Origin of the sequence: Mesorhizobium sp. B2-4-14, assembly GCF_006442155.1 — a bacterium.
In the GTDB taxonomy this organism is placed as follows: Bacteria; Pseudomonadota; Alphaproteobacteria; order Rhizobiales; family Rhizobiaceae; genus Mesorhizobium.
Map to the genome: position 1 here is coordinate 67,757 of NZ_VFVA01000003.1, position 19,520 is coordinate 87,276.

At 64.2% G+C, this 19,520-nt stretch carries 19 protein-coding genes; 4 read left to right on the plus strand and 15 right to left on the minus strand.

All coding sequences use genetic code 11. The features are described 5' to 3' along the window. Positions 1-67 precede the first annotated feature (67 nt). The 3 genes from FJ938_RS03580 to FJ938_RS03590 are packed head-to-tail and all read left to right on the plus strand — an operon-like array spanning position 68 to position 2,600. A complete protein-coding gene (locus tag FJ938_RS03580; protein WP_210240615.1) occupies positions 68-922 on the plus strand; it encodes an ABC transporter permease subunit in 855 nt (284 codons plus the stop codon). Positions 923-924: 2 nt separating this feature from the next. Continuing rightward, positions 925-1,776: an ABC transporter ATP-binding protein gene (locus tag FJ938_RS03585; RefSeq protein ID WP_140612760.1), complete on the plus strand. Its 852-nt coding sequence runs from the start codon at positions 925-927 to the stop codon at positions 1,774-1,776. Continuing rightward, complete coding sequence (locus tag FJ938_RS03590; RefSeq protein ID WP_140612750.1) at positions 1,773-2,600, plus strand: dipeptide ABC transporter ATP-binding protein; 828 nt, start codon at positions 1,773-1,775, stop codon at positions 2,598-2,600. The genes FJ938_RS03585 and FJ938_RS03590 overlap by 4 nt, the downstream gene beginning before the upstream one ends. A gap of 205 nt (positions 2,601-2,805) precedes the next feature. On the opposite strand, the gene FJ938_RS03595 is transcribed toward FJ938_RS03590, so the two are convergent. From FJ938_RS03595 to FJ938_RS03615, 5 genes are all read right to left on the minus strand, one after another. Further along, a complete protein-coding gene (locus FJ938_RS03595) occupies positions 2,806-4,071 on the minus strand; it encodes a cysteine desulfurase-like protein (protein WP_140691154.1) in 1,266 nt (421 codons plus the stop codon). Positions 4,072-4,113: 42 nt separating this feature from the next. Next, positions 4,114-4,788 carry an amino acid ABC transporter permease gene (locus tag FJ938_RS03600; RefSeq protein ID WP_140691157.1) on the minus strand — a complete coding sequence of 225 codons (675 nt, stop codon included), beginning with the start codon at positions 4,786-4,788 and terminating at the stop codon, positions 4,114-4,116. Between the two features lie 206 nt (positions 4,789-4,994). After that, entirely contained in the window at positions 4,995-5,792 is a 798-nt protein-coding gene (locus tag FJ938_RS03605; protein WP_140691160.1) for an ABC transporter substrate-binding protein, read from the minus strand. A gap of 76 nt (positions 5,793-5,868) precedes the next feature. After that, positions 5,869-7,059: a pyridoxal phosphate-dependent aminotransferase gene (locus tag FJ938_RS03610; protein ID WP_226890719.1), complete on the minus strand. Its 1,191-nt coding sequence runs from the start codon at positions 7,057-7,059 to the stop codon at positions 5,869-5,871. A 179-nt stretch (positions 7,060-7,238) separates the two neighbouring features. Continuing rightward, positions 7,239-8,015, minus strand: a complete 777-nt coding sequence (locus FJ938_RS03615) for an HpcH/HpaI aldolase/citrate lyase family protein (RefSeq protein WP_140691166.1) — start codon at positions 8,013-8,015, stop codon at positions 7,239-7,241. A 122-nt stretch (positions 8,016-8,137) separates the two neighbouring features. Between FJ938_RS03615 and FJ938_RS03620 the strand changes: the two genes are divergently transcribed. Continuing rightward, the gene (locus tag FJ938_RS03620) at positions 8,138-9,229 is read left to right on the plus strand and encodes an LLM class flavin-dependent oxidoreductase (protein WP_140691169.1); all 1,092 of its coding nucleotides are present in this window, start codon (positions 8,138-8,140) and stop codon (positions 9,227-9,229) included. A 215-nt stretch (positions 9,230-9,444) separates the two neighbouring features. Here FJ938_RS03620 and FJ938_RS03625 read toward each other — a convergent pair whose 3' ends face one another. From FJ938_RS03625 to FJ938_RS03675, 10 genes are all read right to left on the minus strand, one after another. Then, on the minus strand, positions 9,445-9,840 hold the full coding sequence (locus FJ938_RS03625; protein WP_140691172.1) for a RidA family protein: 396 nt from the start codon (positions 9,838-9,840) through the stop codon (positions 9,445-9,447). Between the two features lie 77 nt (positions 9,841-9,917). After that, complete coding sequence (locus FJ938_RS03630) at positions 9,918-11,066, minus strand: acyl-CoA dehydrogenase family protein (protein ID WP_140691174.1); 1,149 nt, start codon at positions 11,064-11,066, stop codon at positions 9,918-9,920. A gap of 231 nt (positions 11,067-11,297) precedes the next feature. Continuing rightward, positions 11,298-12,110, minus strand: coding sequence for an enoyl-CoA hydratase family protein (locus FJ938_RS03640; RefSeq protein WP_140691177.1), 813 nt, complete (start codon positions 12,108-12,110; stop codon positions 11,298-11,300). After that, on the minus strand, positions 12,107-12,577 hold the full coding sequence (locus FJ938_RS03645) for a MarR family transcriptional regulator (protein ID WP_140691180.1): 471 nt from the start codon (positions 12,575-12,577) through the stop codon (positions 12,107-12,109). Before FJ938_RS03645 ends, FJ938_RS03640 begins: the two co-directional genes overlap by 4 nt. Then, complete coding sequence (locus FJ938_RS03650) at positions 12,571-13,329, minus strand: SDR family NAD(P)-dependent oxidoreductase (RefSeq protein ID WP_140691183.1); 759 nt, start codon at positions 13,327-13,329, stop codon at positions 12,571-12,573. Before FJ938_RS03650 ends, FJ938_RS03645 begins: the two co-directional genes overlap by 7 nt. Before the next feature lie 169 nt (positions 13,330-13,498). Then, the gene (locus FJ938_RS03655; RefSeq protein WP_140691186.1) at positions 13,499-15,793 is read right to left on the minus strand and encodes a bifunctional salicylyl-CoA 5-hydroxylase/oxidoreductase; all 2,295 of its coding nucleotides are present in this window, start codon (positions 15,791-15,793) and stop codon (positions 13,499-13,501) included. Positions 15,794-15,908: 115 nt separating this feature from the next. Next, positions 15,909-16,742 carry an ATP-binding cassette domain-containing protein gene (locus FJ938_RS03660; RefSeq protein WP_140691188.1) on the minus strand — a complete coding sequence of 278 codons (834 nt, stop codon included), beginning with the start codon at positions 16,740-16,742 and terminating at the stop codon, positions 15,909-15,911. Further along, the gene (locus FJ938_RS03665; RefSeq protein ID WP_140691190.1) at positions 16,735-17,613 is read right to left on the minus strand and encodes an ABC transporter ATP-binding protein; all 879 of its coding nucleotides are present in this window, start codon (positions 17,611-17,613) and stop codon (positions 16,735-16,737) included. The genes FJ938_RS03660 and FJ938_RS03665 overlap by 8 nt, the downstream gene beginning before the upstream one ends. After that, the gene (locus tag FJ938_RS03670; RefSeq protein ID WP_140691192.1) at positions 17,610-18,458 is read right to left on the minus strand and encodes an ABC transporter permease; all 849 of its coding nucleotides are present in this window, start codon (positions 18,456-18,458) and stop codon (positions 17,610-17,612) included. The genes FJ938_RS03665 and FJ938_RS03670 overlap by 4 nt, the downstream gene beginning before the upstream one ends. Then, complete coding sequence (locus FJ938_RS03675) at positions 18,451-19,458, minus strand: ABC transporter permease (protein WP_140691195.1); 1,008 nt, start codon at positions 19,456-19,458, stop codon at positions 18,451-18,453. Before FJ938_RS03675 ends, FJ938_RS03670 begins: the two co-directional genes overlap by 8 nt. Positions 19,459-19,520: the final 62 nt, after the last annotated feature.

Below are 19,520 nucleotides of genomic sequence, written 5' to 3' on the forward strand. Positions count from 1 at the left end.
GACCAATGAAGGCCCAGCCACCATCGAAGCCGCGACCGTCGTCAAACCGCAGGACGCGCGACTGCAGATGTTCGCCGAGTTCTGGCATTACTTCTCCATCAACAAGGGCGCGGTGATAGGTCTCGTCGTCTTCGCGCTGCTGATCCTGATCGCCATCTTCGCGCCGCTGCTCGCCCCGCATTCGCCGGACGACCAGTTCCGCGATTTCTTCCTGACGCCGCCGGCCTGGCAGGCGGGCGGCAACGCCCAGTTCCTGCTTGGCACCGATGCCGTTGGCCGCGACATCCTCTCGCGCCTGGTCTACGGTTCGCGCTTCTCGCTTGCCATCGGCTTCGTCGTCGTCACCACCGCGCTGATCTCCGGCGTCATCCTCGGTCTGCTTGCCGGCTATTGCCGGGGCTGGGTCGACACGCTGATCATGCGCGTCATGGACATCATCCTGGCCTTCCCGTCACTGCTTCTGGCACTGGTGCTGGTCGCGGTGCTTGGCCCCGGCCTCGTCAATGCCATGATCGCCATCGCCTTCGTGCTGCAGCCGCATTTCGCGCGCCTGACCCGCGCCGCCGTGATGGCGGAGAAGAACCGTGAGTATGTGATCTCGGCCAAGGTCGCCGGCGCCAGCCATCTCAGGCTGATGCTGGTCACCATCCTGCCCAACTGCATTGCGCCGCTGATCGTGCAGGCGACTTTGTCCTTCTCCAATGCCATCCTCGAGGCGGCCGCGCTTGGCTTCCTCGGCATGGGCGCGCAGCCGCCGACTCCGGAATGGGGCACCATGCTTGCCGAAGCGCGCGAGTTCATCCTGCGCGCCTGGTGGGTGGTGACCTTCCCGGGCCTCGCCATCCTCATCACCGTCTTCGCCATCAACCTGATCGGCGACGGCCTGCGCGACGCGCTCGACCCCAAGCTGAAGAGGTCGTGAGCATGCCTTTGCTCGAGATCAAGAACCTCACCGTTTCCTTCGACACCGCTGCCGGCCCGTTCATGGCCGTGCAAGGCATCGACCTTTCGATCGAGCCGCGCGAGGTGCTGGCGATCGTCGGCGAATCCGGTTCGGGCAAGTCGGTGTCGATGCTGGCCGTGATGGGGCTTCTTCCCAACACCGCGACGGTCAAGGCGGACCGCATGGCCTTCGACGGTGTCGACCTCTTGAAGCTCAGCCCGTCCGAGCGGCGCAAGATCATTGGCAAGGACATCTCGATGATCTTCCAGGAGCCGATCGCCAGCCTCAACCCGTGCTTCACCGCCGGTTTCCAGATCGAGGAGGTGCTGCGCTTCCATATGGGCATGGACCGCGCCCAGCGCCGCGCACGCGCCATCGAACTGATGAAGCTGGTCGGCATCGCCGATCCGGAATTGCGGTTGAGTTCCTTCCCGCATCAGATGTCGGGCGGCCAATGCCAGCGCATCATGATCGCGATCGCCATTGCCTGCAATCCGAAGCTTTTGATTGCGGACGAGCCGACCACCGCGCTCGATGTCACCATCCAGAAGCAGATACTGGACCTGCTGGTCTCGCTGCAGGCCAAATACGGCATGGGCCTGATCATGATCACCCACAATATGGGCGTGGTGGCCGAGACAGCCGACCGCGTCATCGTCCAGTACAAGGGCCGCAAGATGGAAGAGGCCGACGTGCTGTCGCTGTTTGAATCGCCGAAGAGCAATTACACGCGCGCGCTGCTGTCGGCGCTGCCGGAGAACGCCGTCGGCGACCGGCTGCCGACCGTCTCCGAGGTGATGTTCGAGCCGGCCCCGTCGGGAGCCAGAGCATGACCAGGGTCGTCGAAGGCAACAACATCGTGCGCGACTACCATGTCGGCGGCGGCCTGTTCACCGGACCACGCACCGTGCATGCGGTCAAGGGCGTCTCCTTCAACGTGGACAAGGGCAAGACGCTGGCCATCGTCGGCGAAAGCGGCAGCGGCAAGTCGACGCTTGCCCGTATCATCACCTTGATCGATCCGGCGACAGCGGGCGAGTTGTTCATCGACGGCAAGAAGGTCGACATCGCCAGGGGCGGTCTGACCAGGGAGATGCGCCGCAAGGTGCAGATCGTCTTCCAGAATCCTTACGGCTCTCTCAATCCGCGCCAGAAGATCGGCGACGTGCTGGGCGAACCGCTGCTGATCAACACCGACAAGTCGGCGGCGGACCGGCGCGACCTCGCCATGAAGATGCTGAAGAAGGTCGGTCTCGGTCACGAGCACTACAACCGCTATCCGCACATGTTCTCGGGCGGCCAGCGCCAGCGCATCGCCATTGCCCGCGCGCTGATGCTCAATCCGAGCCTGCTGGTGCTGGATGAGCCGGTTTCGGCGCTCGATCTTTCAGTGCAGGCGCAGGTGCTCAATCTGCTCGCCGACCTGCAGGACGAATTCCAACTGACCTATGTCTTCATCAGCCACGACCTGTCCGTCGTGCGCTACATCGCCGACGATGTCATGGTGATGTATCTGGGCGAGGCGGTCGAATACGGCTCGCGCGACGAAGTCTTCGCCGACCCCAAGCACAGCTACACCAAGACCCTGTTCGCCGCGACCCCGCGCGCCGACGTCGCCTCGATCAAGGCGAGGTTGGCGAAGAAGAAGGCTGCTTGACGTCTCTTCGTCATCCCAGGGCCGAGCGACGCGCAGACCCTGGGATCCATTCCGTTACCTCAGCCGAAACGTGCAGCGGAGAAGAGTTCTGCACCTTGAGCGGCGCTCGCATGTTACGGCATGGATCCTCGCGTCTGCGCCGCGTCGCTTCGCTCCTTGCTTCGCCCGTGGATGACGACCTCGAGGAGAGCCCGATTTCCCGGGATTACGACAGCTTGGCGATAATGGCGCGCAGCGCCTCGCCGAAACGGTGGATCTCCTCGACCGTGTTGTAATGGACCAGCGAGGCGCGGATCGCGCCGCTGTCCATCGACAGGTTGAGGCGCTTCATCAGCCGTGGCGCGTACATGTGGCCGTCGCGGATGCCGATCTGCATGTCGGCCATTTCCTCGACGATTTTCTGCGGTGACAGCTTGCCGATGTTGAAGCAGAAGGTCGGCACGCGTTCGTTGATGCGGGCCTCGTCGGCAACGCCATAGATGGTTGCGCCGCAGCCCTTGAGCACGGCGAGCATTTCGCGCGCCAACGCCAATTCGTAGTCGCGGATGGCGCCCATGCCGGCAACGATGTTTTCGCGCCGCGAGCGGTTGTTCGAGGGCGCAAGGTTGCGTCCGATCAGTTCCAGATACTGCACGGCCGCGTCCATGCCGGAGACGTTCTCGTAGATGAAGGTGCCGGCCTCGACCTTGTAGGGCGGTTCGTCCGGAATGAAGTCCTCCCGGAAGGTCGGCAACCGCTTCAGCGTCTCGAAGCGACCCCACAGGAAGCCCATATGCGGCGAGAAATTCTTGTAGCCCGAGCAGACGAGATAATCGCAGTCCCAGGCCTGAACGTCGATCAGCCCATGCGGCCCGTAATGCACGCTGTCGAGGAACACCTCGGCGCCGGCGGCGTGGGCGATCTTGGCCGCCGAGGCGACATCGACAATCGAGCCGATCGAATGCGCCGTCACCGTGCAGGCGACAAGGCGGGTGCGATCGGAAACCAGCGGCTTGAGGTCGTCGACATGCAGATTCCCATCCTCGCGCATGCGCCACCACTTGAACTTTGCGCCGGCGGATTCCAGCGCCAGCCAGGTGGCGATGTTGGCGTCATGGTCCATATCGGTGACGACGATCTCGTCGCGCTCCTGCAGCATCTGGCCGATGCCGAGGCTGACGAGGCGGATGAACGAGGTGGCGTTCATGCCGAAGCAGATTTCCGCCGGGCTGTAGGCGTTGATCAGCAGCGCAACGCTTGTCCGAGCATCGGCGACCGACTGGTCGACCGTGACGCTGCGGCCATAGCGGCCGCCGCGCTGCACATTGTGCGAGACGAGATGGTTGGTCACCGCGTCGAGCACGCTTTGCGGGATCTGCGCGCCGGCGGCGTTGTCCAGGAAGATGAAATCGCCGGCTCTTTGCAATGCCGGGAACATCGCTCGGATGGTATCGACGGGAAAGCCGCCGCTGGCGGATTGGGAATTGCTCAAGGTCGTCTCCTGCGAAATGTTTTGCAGAGGGGATTGGGGTGATCAGCGCGTCTTTTCGGTCCTGAAACGGTGTTCGAGCAGGCTGACGAGGCGCACCATCGGCCAGAGGAAAATAAGATAGACGAGCGCCGCGCCGATCAGCGGCGAGGGGTTGGCGTAGAGCGATTGCGCGTTGGTCGCTTCCTTCAAGAGCTCCGGCAGTGCCACGGTCGAGGCGAGCGAAGTGTCCTTGAACATCGAGACGCAGTTGCTGGTCATCGGCGGGATGACTACGCGCACCGCCTGCGGCAGCACCACCTTGCGCAAGGTCAAAAGGAACGGCAGGCCGAGCGCCTGCGACGCCTCGAACTGGCCGCGCGGAATGCTCTCTATGCCGGACCGGAACACTTCCGCCGAATAGGCCGACATGATGATGGCGAACGCCGTCACGGCGGATGCCCAGGACGAAAGCCGGATGCCGAGGAAAGGCAGCGCGTAGTAGATCAGGATCAGCACGACCAGCACCGGCAAGGCGCGGAAGATATCGGTATAGCCGACCGCCAGCCACTGCAGCGGCTTTGGCGCATAGAGCCGCAGCAGGCTGATCACCAGGCCGATCGGGATGCCGATGCCGATGCTGAGCAGGCCGAGCAGCAGCGTGTTCAGGAAGCCGCGCAGCAGCGCCGGCAGGCTGGACGCAATGACATCGGCGTTGAAGAAGGTGTCGATCAGCGACATGGGAGCGTTTCCGAACTGTTTTGCGTCCCGTGACGCCAGCGCAATTCCAGGAAAGGGATGAGACGGTTTTCCGCCTGGAATTGCATCAAAGGGAGATGGCCCGGAACATCAAATCGGTTACTGCACCGAACGCGATCCCGGGGGAGGATCGAATGCAGGAGCCGTGCCGCCTGCGGCCGGCACGGTCCCTTTTTGTCAATCGCCAATCAGGCCTTCGGCAGCGGCATTTCCTTGACCGTCGAAGAGTCCGCCGGCGCGTCGCTGCCGAACCACTTCTTGTGGATCGCCGCCAGCGTGCCGTCCTTCTTCATCGCGCTCAGCGCATCGTTCAGCTTGCCGAGCAGCGGGTGGTCCTTGGTCATCATCAGGCCGTACTGCTCGCCGGTCTTGATGCGCTGCTTGACCGTCAGATCCTTCATCTTGGTGAAGGAGTACTGCATGCCCGGAATGTCGCTGACGGCCGCATCGACGCGGCCGGCGCTGAGGTCGAGCAGAAGGTTCTGCTGCGTGTCATAGCCCTTCACGTCGCTGAAGCCGTCGGCCTCCTGATGTGCCTTGACCCAGGTCTCGCCGGTCGAGCCGGACAGCACGCCGACGATCTTGCCCTTGAGGTCGGCCTCGGCATTGATCGCGCTGTCGGTCTTGGTCGCGATGCCCATGTCTGAATCATAATAGGGCTGCGTGAAGGACTGCGACTTCAACCGCTCCGGCGTGATGGTGATCGACGAAATGGCGACGTCGATGCGCTTCGAGGTGGTGGCGGCGAACAGCGCCTGGAAGCCGAGGTCGGCGATGTCGGTGGTCATGCCGACGCGCTTGGCTGCTTCGTTGACGATGTCGACTTCAAAGCCCTCGAAGGTGCCGCTCTCGTTCTTGTACTCGAAAGGCGGGTTGGTGGGGTAGGCGCCGACATTGAGCACATCTGCGGCATAGGCCGTGGCCGGTCCGGCGGCGATGCCGATGGCGGCGGCGAGCAGGATGAAATTGCGACGGGTGAGCTTCATTGGTGTCCCCTCTGGTTGTTGATCGGGCGGGGCTGGCCCCGCACGGTTTCTTGCCGTCCCACCTCCCAGCGGGGCGTCAATTCATGGCGACGACCATGCGGTCGAGCGCGGTTTCTATCTGATCGCGATCGCGACAGACGCACATGCGCAGGAATGCCGCCGAGGAGCTTCCGAACAACTGGCCGGGCGCCAGCCCGACCCGCGCTGTTTCGAGGATCCTGGCGCAGGCCTGCCGGGCATCGTTTTCGCCCACAAGGGCAAAGAAGGCATACATGCCGCCGCGCGGTTTCGCGGGCAGGATGATGCCCGGAATCCGTGCCAGCCGGTCATAAGCAAGATCGAGGCCGGTCCTGATCCGCTGCCGGATCTCCTCGACCAGCGGCTCGCCCTGGCGGATGGCGGCAACCGCGCCGGCCTGGATCGGCGCGGCGGTGCCGCTGTTGATGTACTGGGTCATGGCGCCAAGCTGGTCGGCGACACCCGATGGATGGGTCAGCCAGCCAATGCGCCAGCCGGTCATTGCCCAGGCTTTCGAAAAGCTGTTGACCGACAGCACGCGGTCGCCGTCCTCGGCGATCTGCAGGATGGAGGGCGCGACGTCGCCGTCGAAATAGAGCCGGCCATAGACCTCGTCTGATATGATCCAGATGCCGGTGCGCCGGCTGAAGTCGAGCAGCGCCTGCATTTCCGCGCGCGATGCGGTCCAGCCGGTCGGGTTGGAGGGCGTCGACAGGAAAATCGCGCGGGTGCGCGCATCGCAGGTGGCGAACAGCCGGTCGAGATCGAGGTGCCAGTCGCCCTTGAAATCGAGCGAAAATGGACGCGGCTCGCCGCCGATCAGGTGGATGGCGTTATGGATGTTGGGCCATTGCGGCGCGACATAGATGACGTTGGTGCCGGTATCGACCAGCAGTTCCAGCGCAAGATACAGCGCCTGCATGCCGCCCGGTGTGACCGTGGTGCGTGGGATCGGGATCGGCCGGCCATGGATGCGCGTCTGGTACTCGGACAGCGCTTCATTCAACGGGCCATGGCCGCGCATGTTGGGAACGTAGAAGGTCAGGCCTTCGTCGAAAGCCGCCTTGGCGGCGTCGCGGATGAAGGACGGCGTCACCATGTCGCCTTCGCCGTACCAGAGCGCGATCACATCACCCAGTTCCCGCGCGCGCACGGCGAGGTTGGCGATGTTTTCAGTATGAAGGTCGCGGATCTGGGCGCGCACGCCATCGAAAGCATAGCGCGCGCTGGACGATGACTGGGGCAGCACGAACGACAAGGACTGAACCCCTCCACCCTAAACGCCATGATGGACTGGCCGGCAACCTCCTCGGCACGGCAGCCACCATCGACTTCGAATGCTTATCCAAAGTGGGGCGCTTTTCAAGGCGAAAGTTTTAAGCTTAAAAAGTTTGACCGGCCTGTTGCCTCGCCGAGACCCCTGTTTGCCTAGCTGCGCCCGTTTTGCGCCAGTTCGGCGCGCGCGGCAGCACAGTTGGCCGCGGCGCCAGCACCAAGAAACATCGTGTCGCTGGCCAGCACGAAGAAACTCGCGCCGATGGCTGCCCATCGGCTGATATTCTGTGGGCTGGCGCAAAATATGCCTGCGGTCCTGCCGTGTGCAATCGTCGCGCCGATGATTGTGCCGATCGCCTCGTTGAGCTTGTCCGTGCCTTTCGATCCCATCGCATCGATCGACACCGAAAGATCGCCGGGACCGACGAAGATCATGTCGACGCCGTCGACGGCCGCGATCGCTTCGATGTTGGTGAGCCCCTCCGATGTCTCGACCTGGACCGCGACGACGATCCGTTCATTGGCGCCGGCAAGATATTCGGGAATGCGATAGCCATAGCCGGCGGCCCGGCCGGGTCCGACGCCGCGTTCGCCCAGCGGCGGATAACGCGAGGCTTTCACCGCCATCGCGGCCTGGGCTGATGTCGAGACACGCGGGATCAGCACGCCCTGTGCGCCGCTGTCGAGCGCTGCCTGGATGGCTTCCGGCGCATGGCCGGGAACGCGCACCATCGCCGGCACGCGATGCACGTCGGCCGCGCGAACCATGGTCTCGATCATGTCGCGCGAAATCTGGGCGTGCTCCCAGTCGATGCAGACGAAGTCGAGGCCGGCGAGCGCCATCACCTCGACCACGACGGGATGCGGAATGGCGGCGAAGGAGCCGACCAGCCTCGTCTTGCCGATGCATTTCTGGCGGAATTCGCTCATGCCGATCCCCTTTTTGTGCTGCCCAATCCATATCCGCAAACGATGGCAAGGCGAAGCTATTTCAGGCTTGAAATATTTTCGCGCGGGCCTAGCGTGTGGTCTCCCGCCGCGAGTTTCCCGAGATGACCAAAGCCCATCCCTTGCACGGCCAAAACAAACTGAAGCTCGGCGTCTTCTCGACCAACGCCGATGGCGGCCTTGCCATCACCGATGTGCCGGAGCGTTGGACGGCAAGCTGGCAGGACAATCTGACCGCGGCCCAGATCGCCGACCGCGCCGGGCTCGAGTTCCTGCTGCCGATCGCGCGCTGGCGCGGTTTTGGCGGCCGCAACAAGGTGCGCGAATGGTCATTCGAAACCTTCACCTGGGCGGCGGCTCTTGCCGCGGCCACCGAGCAGATCGGCCTGTTCATGACCGTGCACGTGCCGCTGGTGCATCCGCTTTATGCCGCCAAGGCGCTGGCGACGGTCGACCATATCAGTGGGGGCCGAGCCGGCCTCAATATCGTCTGCGGCTGGAACCCGAAGGAATTCGGCATGTTCGGCACGCCGCTCGTGGAAAAGGGTTACGAGCAGGCAGCGGAATGGATTGAGATCCTGAAGCGGCTTTATGCATCGAGCGAGCCGCTCGACTATGAAGGCGTCTACTATCGCCTGAAGGAAGCGGTCAGCCGACCGGCCAGCCTGCAGGTTCCGCGCCCGGTGACCATGAATGCCGCTTTCGGCGGCCCGGGCCGCGATTTCGCCGCCGCCCATTGCGACTATTTGTTCACGACCTTTTCCGAGATGGGCGATGCCGGCAAGCATGTCGCCGACATTCGTGAACGGGCCGGCAAGGTCGGCCGTGATGTCGGCGTCTACACCGTGGCGCATGTCGTCTGCCGCCCGACCATGGAGGAGGCGCAGGCCTACTATAACAGCTATGCGGTGACGATGGCCGACCATGACGCGGTCGATGCTCACATGGCTGGCAAGAAGGAATTCTCGCGGTCACATGATGCGCATGCCTATGACCGCTACCGACAGCGCTTCGCCGGCGGCGCCGGCACCTATCCGCTGGTCGGAACCCCGGATTCAATCGCTTCCGAGATGGCCGCCATTGCCGGGCATGGGTACCAGGGCATCGCGCTGTCCTTCGTCAACTACACGCAGGAGCTGCCCTATTTCTGCGATCACGTGCTGCCGCTGCTGAGGCGGGCCGGACTTCGCGAATAGCAGCGATGCTTCCCCAACTTCGTCATCCCTGCGCGGAGCAGGAGCGAAGCTCCGTCGCGGAGACCCTGGGATCCATGCCGCGATCTTGGCCATGGAGTGCAGCGGAGGAGAATTCTGGGCCGCTGCAACGCTTTGATTTCACGGAATGGATCCCGGGGTCTGTGCTGCGTCGCTGCGCTCCTTGCTTCGCCCCAGGATGACGAAGCGATAGGCGGTTACTCCGGGATAACGGCGGTTGCCTGGATTTCTATCTTGGCGCGATCCTCGACCAGAGCCATCACCTGCATGGCGGCCATTGCCGGAAAATGCCGGCCGATCACCGCGCGATAGGCTTCGCCTAGCCCTTTGAGGTTGGCCAGATACTCGGCCTTGTCGGTGAAATACCAAGTCATCGAGGTGATGTGTTGTGGGCCAGCGCCAGCCTCGGCCAGTACCGCCACGACGTTTTCCAGCGTCTGCCGCACCTGGCCGACGAAGTCGTCCGTCTCGAACTGGCATTGCCTGTTCCAACCGACCTGTCCACCGACGAAGACGAGACGCCCGCGCGCGGCCACGCCATTGGCGTAGCCGACCGGTTTTGCCCAGCCTTCCGGCTGCAGGATCTCGTGCATTTCAACTCTCCGTCTATCCAATATCGGTCCGCAATATCAGCGTTCGCAAACAATCCAGTCCGTCGACGCGACCTGTCTCAGGCCGCGCCCATCACTTGCCGCGCGATCACTACTTTCTGTACGTCGGATGCACCCTCGTAGATGCGCAGCGCGCGGATCTCGCGATACAGGCTCTCGACGATATGGCCCTTGCGCACGCCGTCGCCGCCATGCAACTGCACCGCCTTGTCGATCACCTCCTGCGCCTTGTCGGTGGCGAACAGCTTGGCCATCGCCGCCTCGCGCGTTACCCGCGCGGCGCCCATGTCCTTGGTCCAGGCAGCGCGGTAGACCAGAAGCGCCGCGGCATCGACGTCGAGCGCCATGTCGGCGACATGACCTTGCACCATCTGCAGCTCGGCCATCGGCGCACCGAACAGCTTGCGCTCGGCTACCCGTTTGATGCTCTCGTCCAGCGCGCGGCGGGCGAAGCCGAGTGCTGCCGCGCCGACCGTCGAGCGGAACACGTCCAGCACCGACATGGCGATGCGGAACCCATCGCCAGGCTTGCCGATCAGCGACGAAGCAGGCAACTGTACCTGGTCGAAGGAAAGCCGCGCCAGCGGATGCGGCGCGATCACTTCCAGCCGCTCGGCAATGCCAAGCCCCTTGGCGTCGCCCGGCACGAGGAAGGCGGAAAGCCCCTTGGCGCCCGGCGCCTCGCCGGTGCGGGCGAAGACGACGTAGAGATCGGCTATGCCGCCATTGGAGATCCAGGTCTTCTCGCCGGTGAGAACATAATCATCGCCATCGCGGGTCGCCGTCATCTCGGTATTGGCGACATCGGATCCCGAGCGCGGCTCCGACAGGGCGAAGGCGGATATCGCCTTGCCGGCGCGTGTCTTTGCCAGCCATCGCTGCTGTTCCGGGGTGCCGAACAGGCTGAGCGCCCCAGTGCCGAGCCCCTGCATGGCGAAGGCGAAATCGGCGAGCCCGTCATGGCGCGCCAGCGTCTCGCGCGCGATGCACAAGGTGCGGACGTCGAGTGGTGCCGGATTGTCGGTATCGAGTGCCGTCGGCTTCAACCAGCCGTCCTTGCCGAGGCTTGCCACCAATTCGCGGCAGGCCGCATCGATGTCGTGGTGATCGACGGGGAGGTTTTTTGCGCACCAGGTTTCGAGGCGTTCGGCGAGTTCGCGATGGCGGTCTTCGAAGAACGGCCAGTTGAGGAAGGAACGGTCAGGCATAGGGGCCTCCGCGATGTTGCGGGCTTTGCGCCCTATGGCGCCCCCCTCTGTCCTGCCGGACATCTCCCCCACTAGGGGGGAGATTGGCAGCTTCGGCTGCGGCGCCTTCTTTGCAACGCTGGAGATTGGCGAAAGCAGAGATGACGTCCAATCTCCCCCCTAGTGGGGGAGATGTCCGGCAGGACAGAGGGGGGCGCTGTCCCGCCAACGTCTCCTTTGAAACGAGCATCCTCAATTCCCCTCGAACACTGGCTTTCGCTTGTCGACGAAAGCCCGATACGCCCGCTCGAAATCGTGCGTCTGCATGCAGATCGCCTGCGCCTGCGCTTCCGCCTCGATCGCCTGGTCGAGACCCATCGACCATTCCTGGTTCAATTGCGTTTTGGTGATGCCGTGGGCGAAGGTCGGGCCGGAGACGATGCGTGCCGCCATGTCGAGCGCGTCGGCTTCCAGCGCCGCGGCATCGACGAGCCTGTTGTAGAACCCCCAGCGCTCGCCTTCGGCGGCCGTCATGGTGCGGCCGGTGTAGAGCAGTTCGGCGGCACGGCCTTGGCCGATGATGCGCGGCAGGATCGCGCAGGCGCCCATGTCGCAACCGGCAAGGCCGACACGGGTGAACAGGAACGCGGTCTTGGCTTCCGGCGTGGCGATGCGGATGTCGGAGCTCATGGCGATGATGGCGCCGGCGCCGACCGCCACGCCGTCGACCGCCGCGATGATCGGCTTGCCGCAATTCAGCATCGCCTTGACGAAATCGCCGGTCATGCGGGTGAAGGCGAGCAGTTCCTTCATGTCCATCCTGACCAGCGGGCCGATGATGTCGTGGACGTCGCCGCCCGAGCAGAAATTGCCGCCATTGGGCAGGAACACCACGGCGTCGACATCGTCGGCATAGACGAGATCGCGAAACGTGTCGCGCAGTTCGGCATAGCTGTCAAAGGTCAGCGGGTTCTTGCGCTCGGGACGGTCAAGCCTGACCTTCGCGATCCTGCCTTCGACCTGCCATAGGAAATGCTGCGGCTTGAGACCGGCCATCTTTGTCATTCGCGTCCCTCCCAGTTGCTGCGGAACGAGGTCAGCATGCCGGTCAGCCGGCGTGCATCCTCTTCACTGACCTTGCCCAGCAATTCACCGATCCAACCCTCATGCGCCGCGGCGATGGTGGCAAAGGATTTCGAGCCCTCCTCGGTCAGCCGCACCATAGAGGTGCGCCGGTCGCCATTGCGGCGCGCACGCGCCACCAGCCCTTCCGAAACCAGCCGATCGACAATGCCGGTGACATTGCCGTTGGACACCAGCAGGAAACGCGAAAGATCGCTCATCAGCATGCCTTCGGGCGCGCGATAGAGTGCCGCCATCACGTCGAAGCGGGGCAGCGTCGTATCGAACTCCTTCTTCAGCCGCTCGCGCAGTTCGGCCTCGATCGTGCGCGAGGCGCGCAGCAGCCTGATCCACAGCCGCAGCCGGTCCTTGCCGGGTCCCGATGGCGCGGGCAGGGGGCCGGCTACCATGTTTCGCCTCCTGAGATGGAAATGGTCTGTCCGGTGATCGATGCCGCCGCATCGTCGCACAACCACAACACCGAGGCGGCAATCTCCTGCGGCTGGATGAAGCGGCCTTGCGGGTTGGTCGAGACGAGGCTCGATCGTGCCTCGCCGGCCGAGCGGCCGGTCTTTTCGACAATGCGCTGGATGGACTCCTCCAACATCTCCGTTTCGACAAAGCCTGGGCAAACCGCGTTCACGGTGACGCCGGACTTCGCCGCCTCGGCGGCGAGCGCCCGCATCAAACCGACGACGCCATGCTTGGCGGCGACATAAGGCGCGACATAGGCGTAGCCTTTCAGCCCTGCCGTCGAAGCGATGAAGACGATCCGGCCCGCCTTGCGCGCGGCCATGCCGGCCAGCGCCGGTTTCACCGTCAGGAAGGCGCCGGTCAGGTTGACGTCGAGCGTCCGCTGCCAGTCGGCAAGCGTGGTCTTGTGCGCCGGCGTGCTGCCGGCCATGCCGGCATTGGCAACGACGATGTCGAAGGGCCCGCGCGCGGCTTCCGCTGTCTGGTAAAGCGATGCCATCGCCGCCGCATCGGTGACGTCGGCGGCGATGCCGAAAATGCGATCGCTTTCGCTGGCCACCCTGGCAAGTTCGGCTTCGCGCCGGCCGCAGATGGTCACGTCGATGCCCGCACCCGCAAGCGCCAGCGCGATGGCCCGGCCAACGCCGGAGCCGCCACCGGTGACCAGCGCATGCTTGCCGGCGATCATGCGCCCGTCCTCGAAACATCGCGCTGCCACTCACCCTTACCCTCTCCCCGTGAAGAACGGGGAGAGGGGGTCGCCAGCGCCGGAACTTGACCCTTCTCCCCGTTTTCCACGGGGAGAAGGTGCCGGCAGGCGGATGAGGGGCGGCGCCAACTTGGAAAACGTGAAGCACTCATACTTTGAGCCCCGCGGCGGCATCGCGCTCGGCCAGCCGGTAGAGCTGGTCGCGCCCGGGCAGATAGGGATCCGGCCATTTCACGCCACGGTCGCCGAGCGTCACCGCCGCATGCAGCGTCCAATAGGGATCGGCAAGATGCGGCCGGGCCAGCGCCACCAGGTCGGCGCGGCCGGCCATCAGGATCGAGTTGACATGGTCCGGTTCATAGATGTTACCGACCGCCATCGTCGCCATGCCGACCTCGTTGCGGATGCGGTCGGAAAACGGCGTCTGGAACATGCGGCCGTACACCGGCTTCGCCAACACCGAGGTCTGGCCGGCCGAGACGTCGCAGATGTCGACGCCGGCCTCATGCAGCAGCCGCGCGATCTCGACCGCGTCGGCGGGCGTCACGCCTTCGATGCCGACCCAGTCATTGGCCGAAATGCGCATCGAGATCGGCTTTTCCGCTGGCCAGGCGGCGCGCACCGCGTGGAAGATTTCGAGGGGATAGCGCATGCGATTCTCCAGCGAACCGCCATATTCATCCGTGCGCCGGTTGGTGACCGGAGTGATGAAGGATGATAGGAGATAGCCATGCGCGGCATGGATCTCCAGCATGTCGAAGCCGCAACGATGCGCCATCTCGGCGGAGCCCACGAACTGCTCGCGCACCCTGTCCATGTCGGAACGGTCCATCGCCTTCGGCACCTGATTCCCAGGCGACCACGCCACTGCCGAGGCCGCCATCACAGGCCAGTTGCCGGAGGTCAGCGGCACGTCAGTGCCTTCCCAGCCGACACGGGTCGAACCCTTGGCGCCGGAATGGCCGATCTGCGCGCAGATCTTCGCCTCCGTCTCGGTATGGACGAAATCGACCAGCCGCTTCCAGGCTACCTCGTGCTCGGGCGTGTAGAAGCCGGGACAGCCGGGCGTGATGCGCCCTTCCGGACTGACGCAGGTCATCTCAATATAGACGAGGCCAGCGCCGCCCTTGGCCCGCTCGGCATAGTGGGTGAAGTGCCAGTCTGTCGGGCAGCCGTCGACGGCCCTGTACTGCGCCATCGGCGAGACGACGACGCGGTTGTTAAGCCGCATGTCGCGCAGCTTGAATGGCGCGAACATCGGCGCGCGGCGCAGCCTGTTGCCGCCGGCGCCTGCCTGGCGCTGGAACCATTCTTCGGCGCCGCCCAGCCATTCGGCATCGCGCAGCCGCAAATTCTCGTGGCTGATGCGTTGCGAACGGGTCAGCAGCGAATAGTTGAACTGCACCGGATCGAGGCCGAGATAGCGCTCGACCTCCTCGAACCATTCGAGCGAATTGCGCGCCGCCGATTGCAGCTTCAGCACCTCGGTGCGGCGGGCATCCTCATATTTGCGGAACGCGGCATCGAGGTCCGGCTCGGTTTCGACATACTCGGCCAGCGCCACCGCGCTTTCCAGCGCCAGCTTGGTGCCGGAGCCTATCGAGAAATGGGCCGAGGCGGCCGCGTCGCCCATCAGCGCCAGGTTCTTGTAGGACCAGCGCTCGCACAACACACGCGGGAAATTGATCCAGGCCGAACCCCTGATGTGGTTGGCGTTGGTCATCAGCGCATGGCCGCCGAGATGCTTTTCGAAGATGCGCTCGCAGACGGCGATGGACTCCTGCTGCGTCATCGCGCCGAAGCCGAAGGCAGCCCAGGTCTGTTCGCTGCACTCGACGATGAAAGTCGCCGTGTCGCTGTCGAACTGGTAGGCATGCGCCCACACCCAGCCATGCTCGGTCTTCTCGAAGATGAAGGTGAAGGCGTCGTCGAATTTCTGGTTGGTGCCCAGCCAGACGAACTTGCATTTGCGGGTGTCGATGTCGGGCTTGAAGACATCGACGAAAGTGTTGCGTGCCTTGGAATTCAGCCCGTCGGCGGCGACGACCAGATCATGCGTCTCCATATAGGGACGGGGATCGCCGATATCGGTCTCGAACATCAGCTTGACGCCGAGTTCCCGCGCGCGGCGTTGCAGCAGGATGAGCAGCCGCTTGCGGCCGATGCCGCAGAAACCGTGGCCTGACGAGACCGTGCGCACGCCGTCATGGATGACGGCAATGTCGTCCCAATAGGCAAAATGCTTCTTGATCCACACGGCGCTGACCGGATCGTTCTTGGCCAGGTTGTCGAGCGTTTCGGCCGATAGCACCACGCCCCAGCCGAACGTATCGTCCGGCCGGTTGCGCTCGAACACGGTCACATCGTGCCCGGCGTCCCTGAGCTTCATCGAAATGGCAAAGTAGAGGCCGGCTGGTCCGCCGCCGAGAACCGCAACCTTCATCCGTGCGATCTCCTCTTCGCTTTTTTGCTAGCCTGAATATCGCGCTTGAAGCTAGATATTTCAAGCTTAAAATTTCATATCGAAACGACCGGACCTTTGTGCGCCTCGATGCCTTTCATGTCGGAGCCGTGACCGACGGGATGTTCAGCCAATCCAGATCGATTTCCGGCAGCGGAATGGCTGCGATGAGGTCGCGCGTGTAGGCCTGCTGGGGATTGTCGAACAAGGCATCGGTGGCGCTGGCTTCGACGATCCTGCCTTCGCGCATGACGATCACTTGCCGGCACAGCCGCCGGATGACGGAAAGATCGTGGCTGATGAAGGCGATCGTCAGGCCCATCTCCACTGCCAATTTCTCCAGCAAAGTGAGGATCTGCGCCTGCGTCGATACGTCGAGACCGGAGACGATCTCGTCTGCCAGCACGAATTTCGGCGACAGCGCCAGCGCGCGCGCAATGCCGACGCGCTGGCGCTGGCCGCCCGACAGTTCGTGGCGGTAGCGGCTGGCGAAACTCTGCGGCAGGCCGACCCGCTGCAGCGCCTCGGCGACGCGGCTCTTCAGATTATCGCCAAGGCCATTCTGCCTCAACGGCGCGGCGATGATGCTGGCGATGGTGCGGCGCGGGTTGAGCGAGGACATCGGGTCCTGGAAGATCATCTGCAGGTCGCGCCGCAACGGTCGCAGCTCCGCTTCCGACAAATGGGCGATATCGCGGCCGTCGAAGCTGATGCTGCCGGCGTTGGGTTCCAGCAGCCTGACCAGCGCCCGGCCGAGCGTCGACTTGCCGGAACCGGATTCGCCGACGATACCGGTCACCGATCCCCTGGGCAGGTCGAAATCCAGGCCTTTCAGGATCTCGGCCAAAGGCGCGCGGCCGATCAGCGGCTTGCGGGTCATGTCGGGCAGCGCCACCTTCAGCCCGCGCACGGAAAACAGCGGCTCAGCCATTGGGGCGCCTCCAGGTCTGGTCCGCCGCCGCGATTTCGGCGGCAAGTCCTGCCAGCACCGTCTCGTCCACCGGCTTCAACGAAGCGAGCGGGTCGGTGTAGCGCGGCGTCGCCGCCATCAGCGCGCGCGTATAGAGGTGCCGCGGTGCGGCGAAAAGGTCGGCGGTGTCGGTCTCCTCCACCACCTTGCCGGCATAAAGCACCGACACCTTCTGGCTGATCTTGGCGACGACGCCGAGATCATGGGTGACGAACAGGATCGCCGTGCCATGCTCGCGCTGCAATTGGGCGATCAGCCGCAGGATCTGCTTCTGCACGGTGACGTCGAGCGCCGTGGTCGGCTCGTCGGCGACGATCAGCCGTGGCTCGGCGGCGAAGGCGGCGGCGATCAAAACGCGCTGACGCATGCCGCCGGAAAGCTCGTGCGGATAGCTTTTCAGCACGCGCTCGGGGTCGCGGATCTGCACCTCGTCAAGCAATTGCCGGATGCGGGTGTCGGCCCTCTCGCCGCCCCAGCCGAGGATGCGCACCAGCCGGTCGGTCATCTGCGGGCCGATGCGACGCGACGGATTGAGCGCGGTCAGCGGGTCCTGCGGGATCAGCGCCGTGCGCGCGCCGATCAGCGTGCGCCGTGCCTTGGGCCGGAGCCTGCCGAGGTCTTCGCCCTCGAACCTGATATCGCCTTCGACAATGCGCACGCTCGATGGCAAGACGCCAAGCACCGCCTTGCCGATCATCGTCTTGCCGGCGCCGCTTTCGCCAACCAATGCACGCACCTCGCCGGGTTGCACGGCGAGCGACACCGAGCGCAACACGCGCTGGCCGTTCGGCAGCACCGCGCTAAGGTTGGCGATGTCGAGGCAGGCGCTCATCGCAGCACCGGATCGAACCGCGTCTTCAGCGCTTCGCCGAACTGGCTGAACGACAGCACGGTGACGATCAGCGTGATCAGCGGAAACACCAGCACCCACCAGGCCTGATGGATCGACAGCCTGCCCTCGGCGATGATGCCGCCCCAGGTCGGATCGTCGGTCGAGATCGACAAATTGACGAAGGACAGGATCGCTTCGACGATCACGGCAATGCCCATTTCCAGCGACAGCAGCGCGACGATCGACGGCAGGACGTTGGGCAGCACTTCACGCAGCATGATGCCGACGCGGCCATAGCCCGCGATGCGGGCGTTCTCGACATAATCCATGCGCGACTGGCCCATCGCCTCGGCGCGGATCACCCGGCAGAAGCGCGTCCAGTCGATGATGGCGATGGCGAGGATGACGGAACCGAGGCCGGTGCCCAGCACCGCGACCAGCAGGATGGCGAAGAGCACCGGCGGAAACGCCATCCAGACATCGACGATGCGCGAAATGATGCGGTCGGCCCAGCCGCCGAAATAGCCTGCGACCAACCCGAGTGTCGAACCGACCAGGCAAGCGGCGATCGCGGCGGCAAACGCGACGATGAAGGCGATGCGGCCGCCGAAGATCAGCCGGGAGAGCAGGTCGCGGCCGAGGCTGTCGGTGCCCAGCCAATAGCCGGGCTCGGCGCCGTCCAGCCAGAAGGGCGGCAGCCGCTCCAGCATCAGGTCCTGCGCCAGCGGGTCCTGCGGCGCGACCAGCGGCGCGAAGATCGCCGCCAGCAGTGCCAGCAGCAGCCAGCCGCCGGCGAGCCAAAGCCTGGGGCTCAGTCTGCGTCTGGACGTGCGTGCCTTATCCATGGCGCAGCCTCGGATTGAGCAGCGCGTACATCATGTCGACGGCAAGATTGATCAGCACGAACAGCAGTGCGAAGACCAGCACGATGCCCTGGATCAACGGCAGGTCGCGGTTGATGACGGCATCGATCGCCATATTGCCGAGGCCCTCATAGGAGAACAGCCGCTCGACGATGACCGTGCCGCCGATGAGGAAAGTGAACTGCACGCCGACAAGGGTAAGCGTCGGCAGGGCGGCGTTCTTCAAGGCTTCGCGCAGGATGACCTGCATTTCCGAAAACCCCTTGACCCGTGCCAGCACGACATAGTCGAGGTCGAGCACTTCCTTCAGCGACTGTTTCAACAGTTGCGAGATGATCGCCGCCAGCGGCAGCGCCAGCGCAACCGCCGGCATCAGCATGTGTTTCAGGAGATCCCAGGTCAGGTCGAAGCGCAGCCGAAGCAGGCTCTCGAACAGGTAGAACTGGGTGACGAAGGGCAGGTCGAGCTGTGGCGACACGCGGCCGGAAATGTCGAAGATCGGCACCAGAACGCCGAACAGCAGGATCAGCACAAGGCCCCACAGGAAGTCGGGAATGGACAGCGCCGCGCCGCTGGCGATGTCGATGCCGGCCTCGACCGCCGTGCCGCGTTCGCGCGCGCCGAGGATCGCGGTCGTGCCGCCGAGCGCCACCGCCATGACAAGGGCGAGGATGGCCAACTCCAGTGTTGCCGGCAGCCGGTTGAAGACGAGACCGAGCACATCTTGCCTGAGCGAGATCGAGGTGCCGAAATCGCCCCTGACAACACCGGACAGCCAGATGAAGAACTGCTGCACGATCGTCTTGTCGAGCCCGTAGAGCGCGCGCAGCCGGGCGATGTCGGCATCGGTGGCGCCCGGCGGCAGCATCATCGCGATCGGGTCGCCGGGCGCGACACGGATCACGACGAACACGACGACGGCCACGCCGAACAGCGTGATCAGCATCGTTGCAAGACGGATCAGGAATCTTTGCAGGAGCATGTAAATCTTTGCAGGAGCCCGTGGCTCGTATTCCCGATGGAAAATGCGCGCCGTCATTGGTG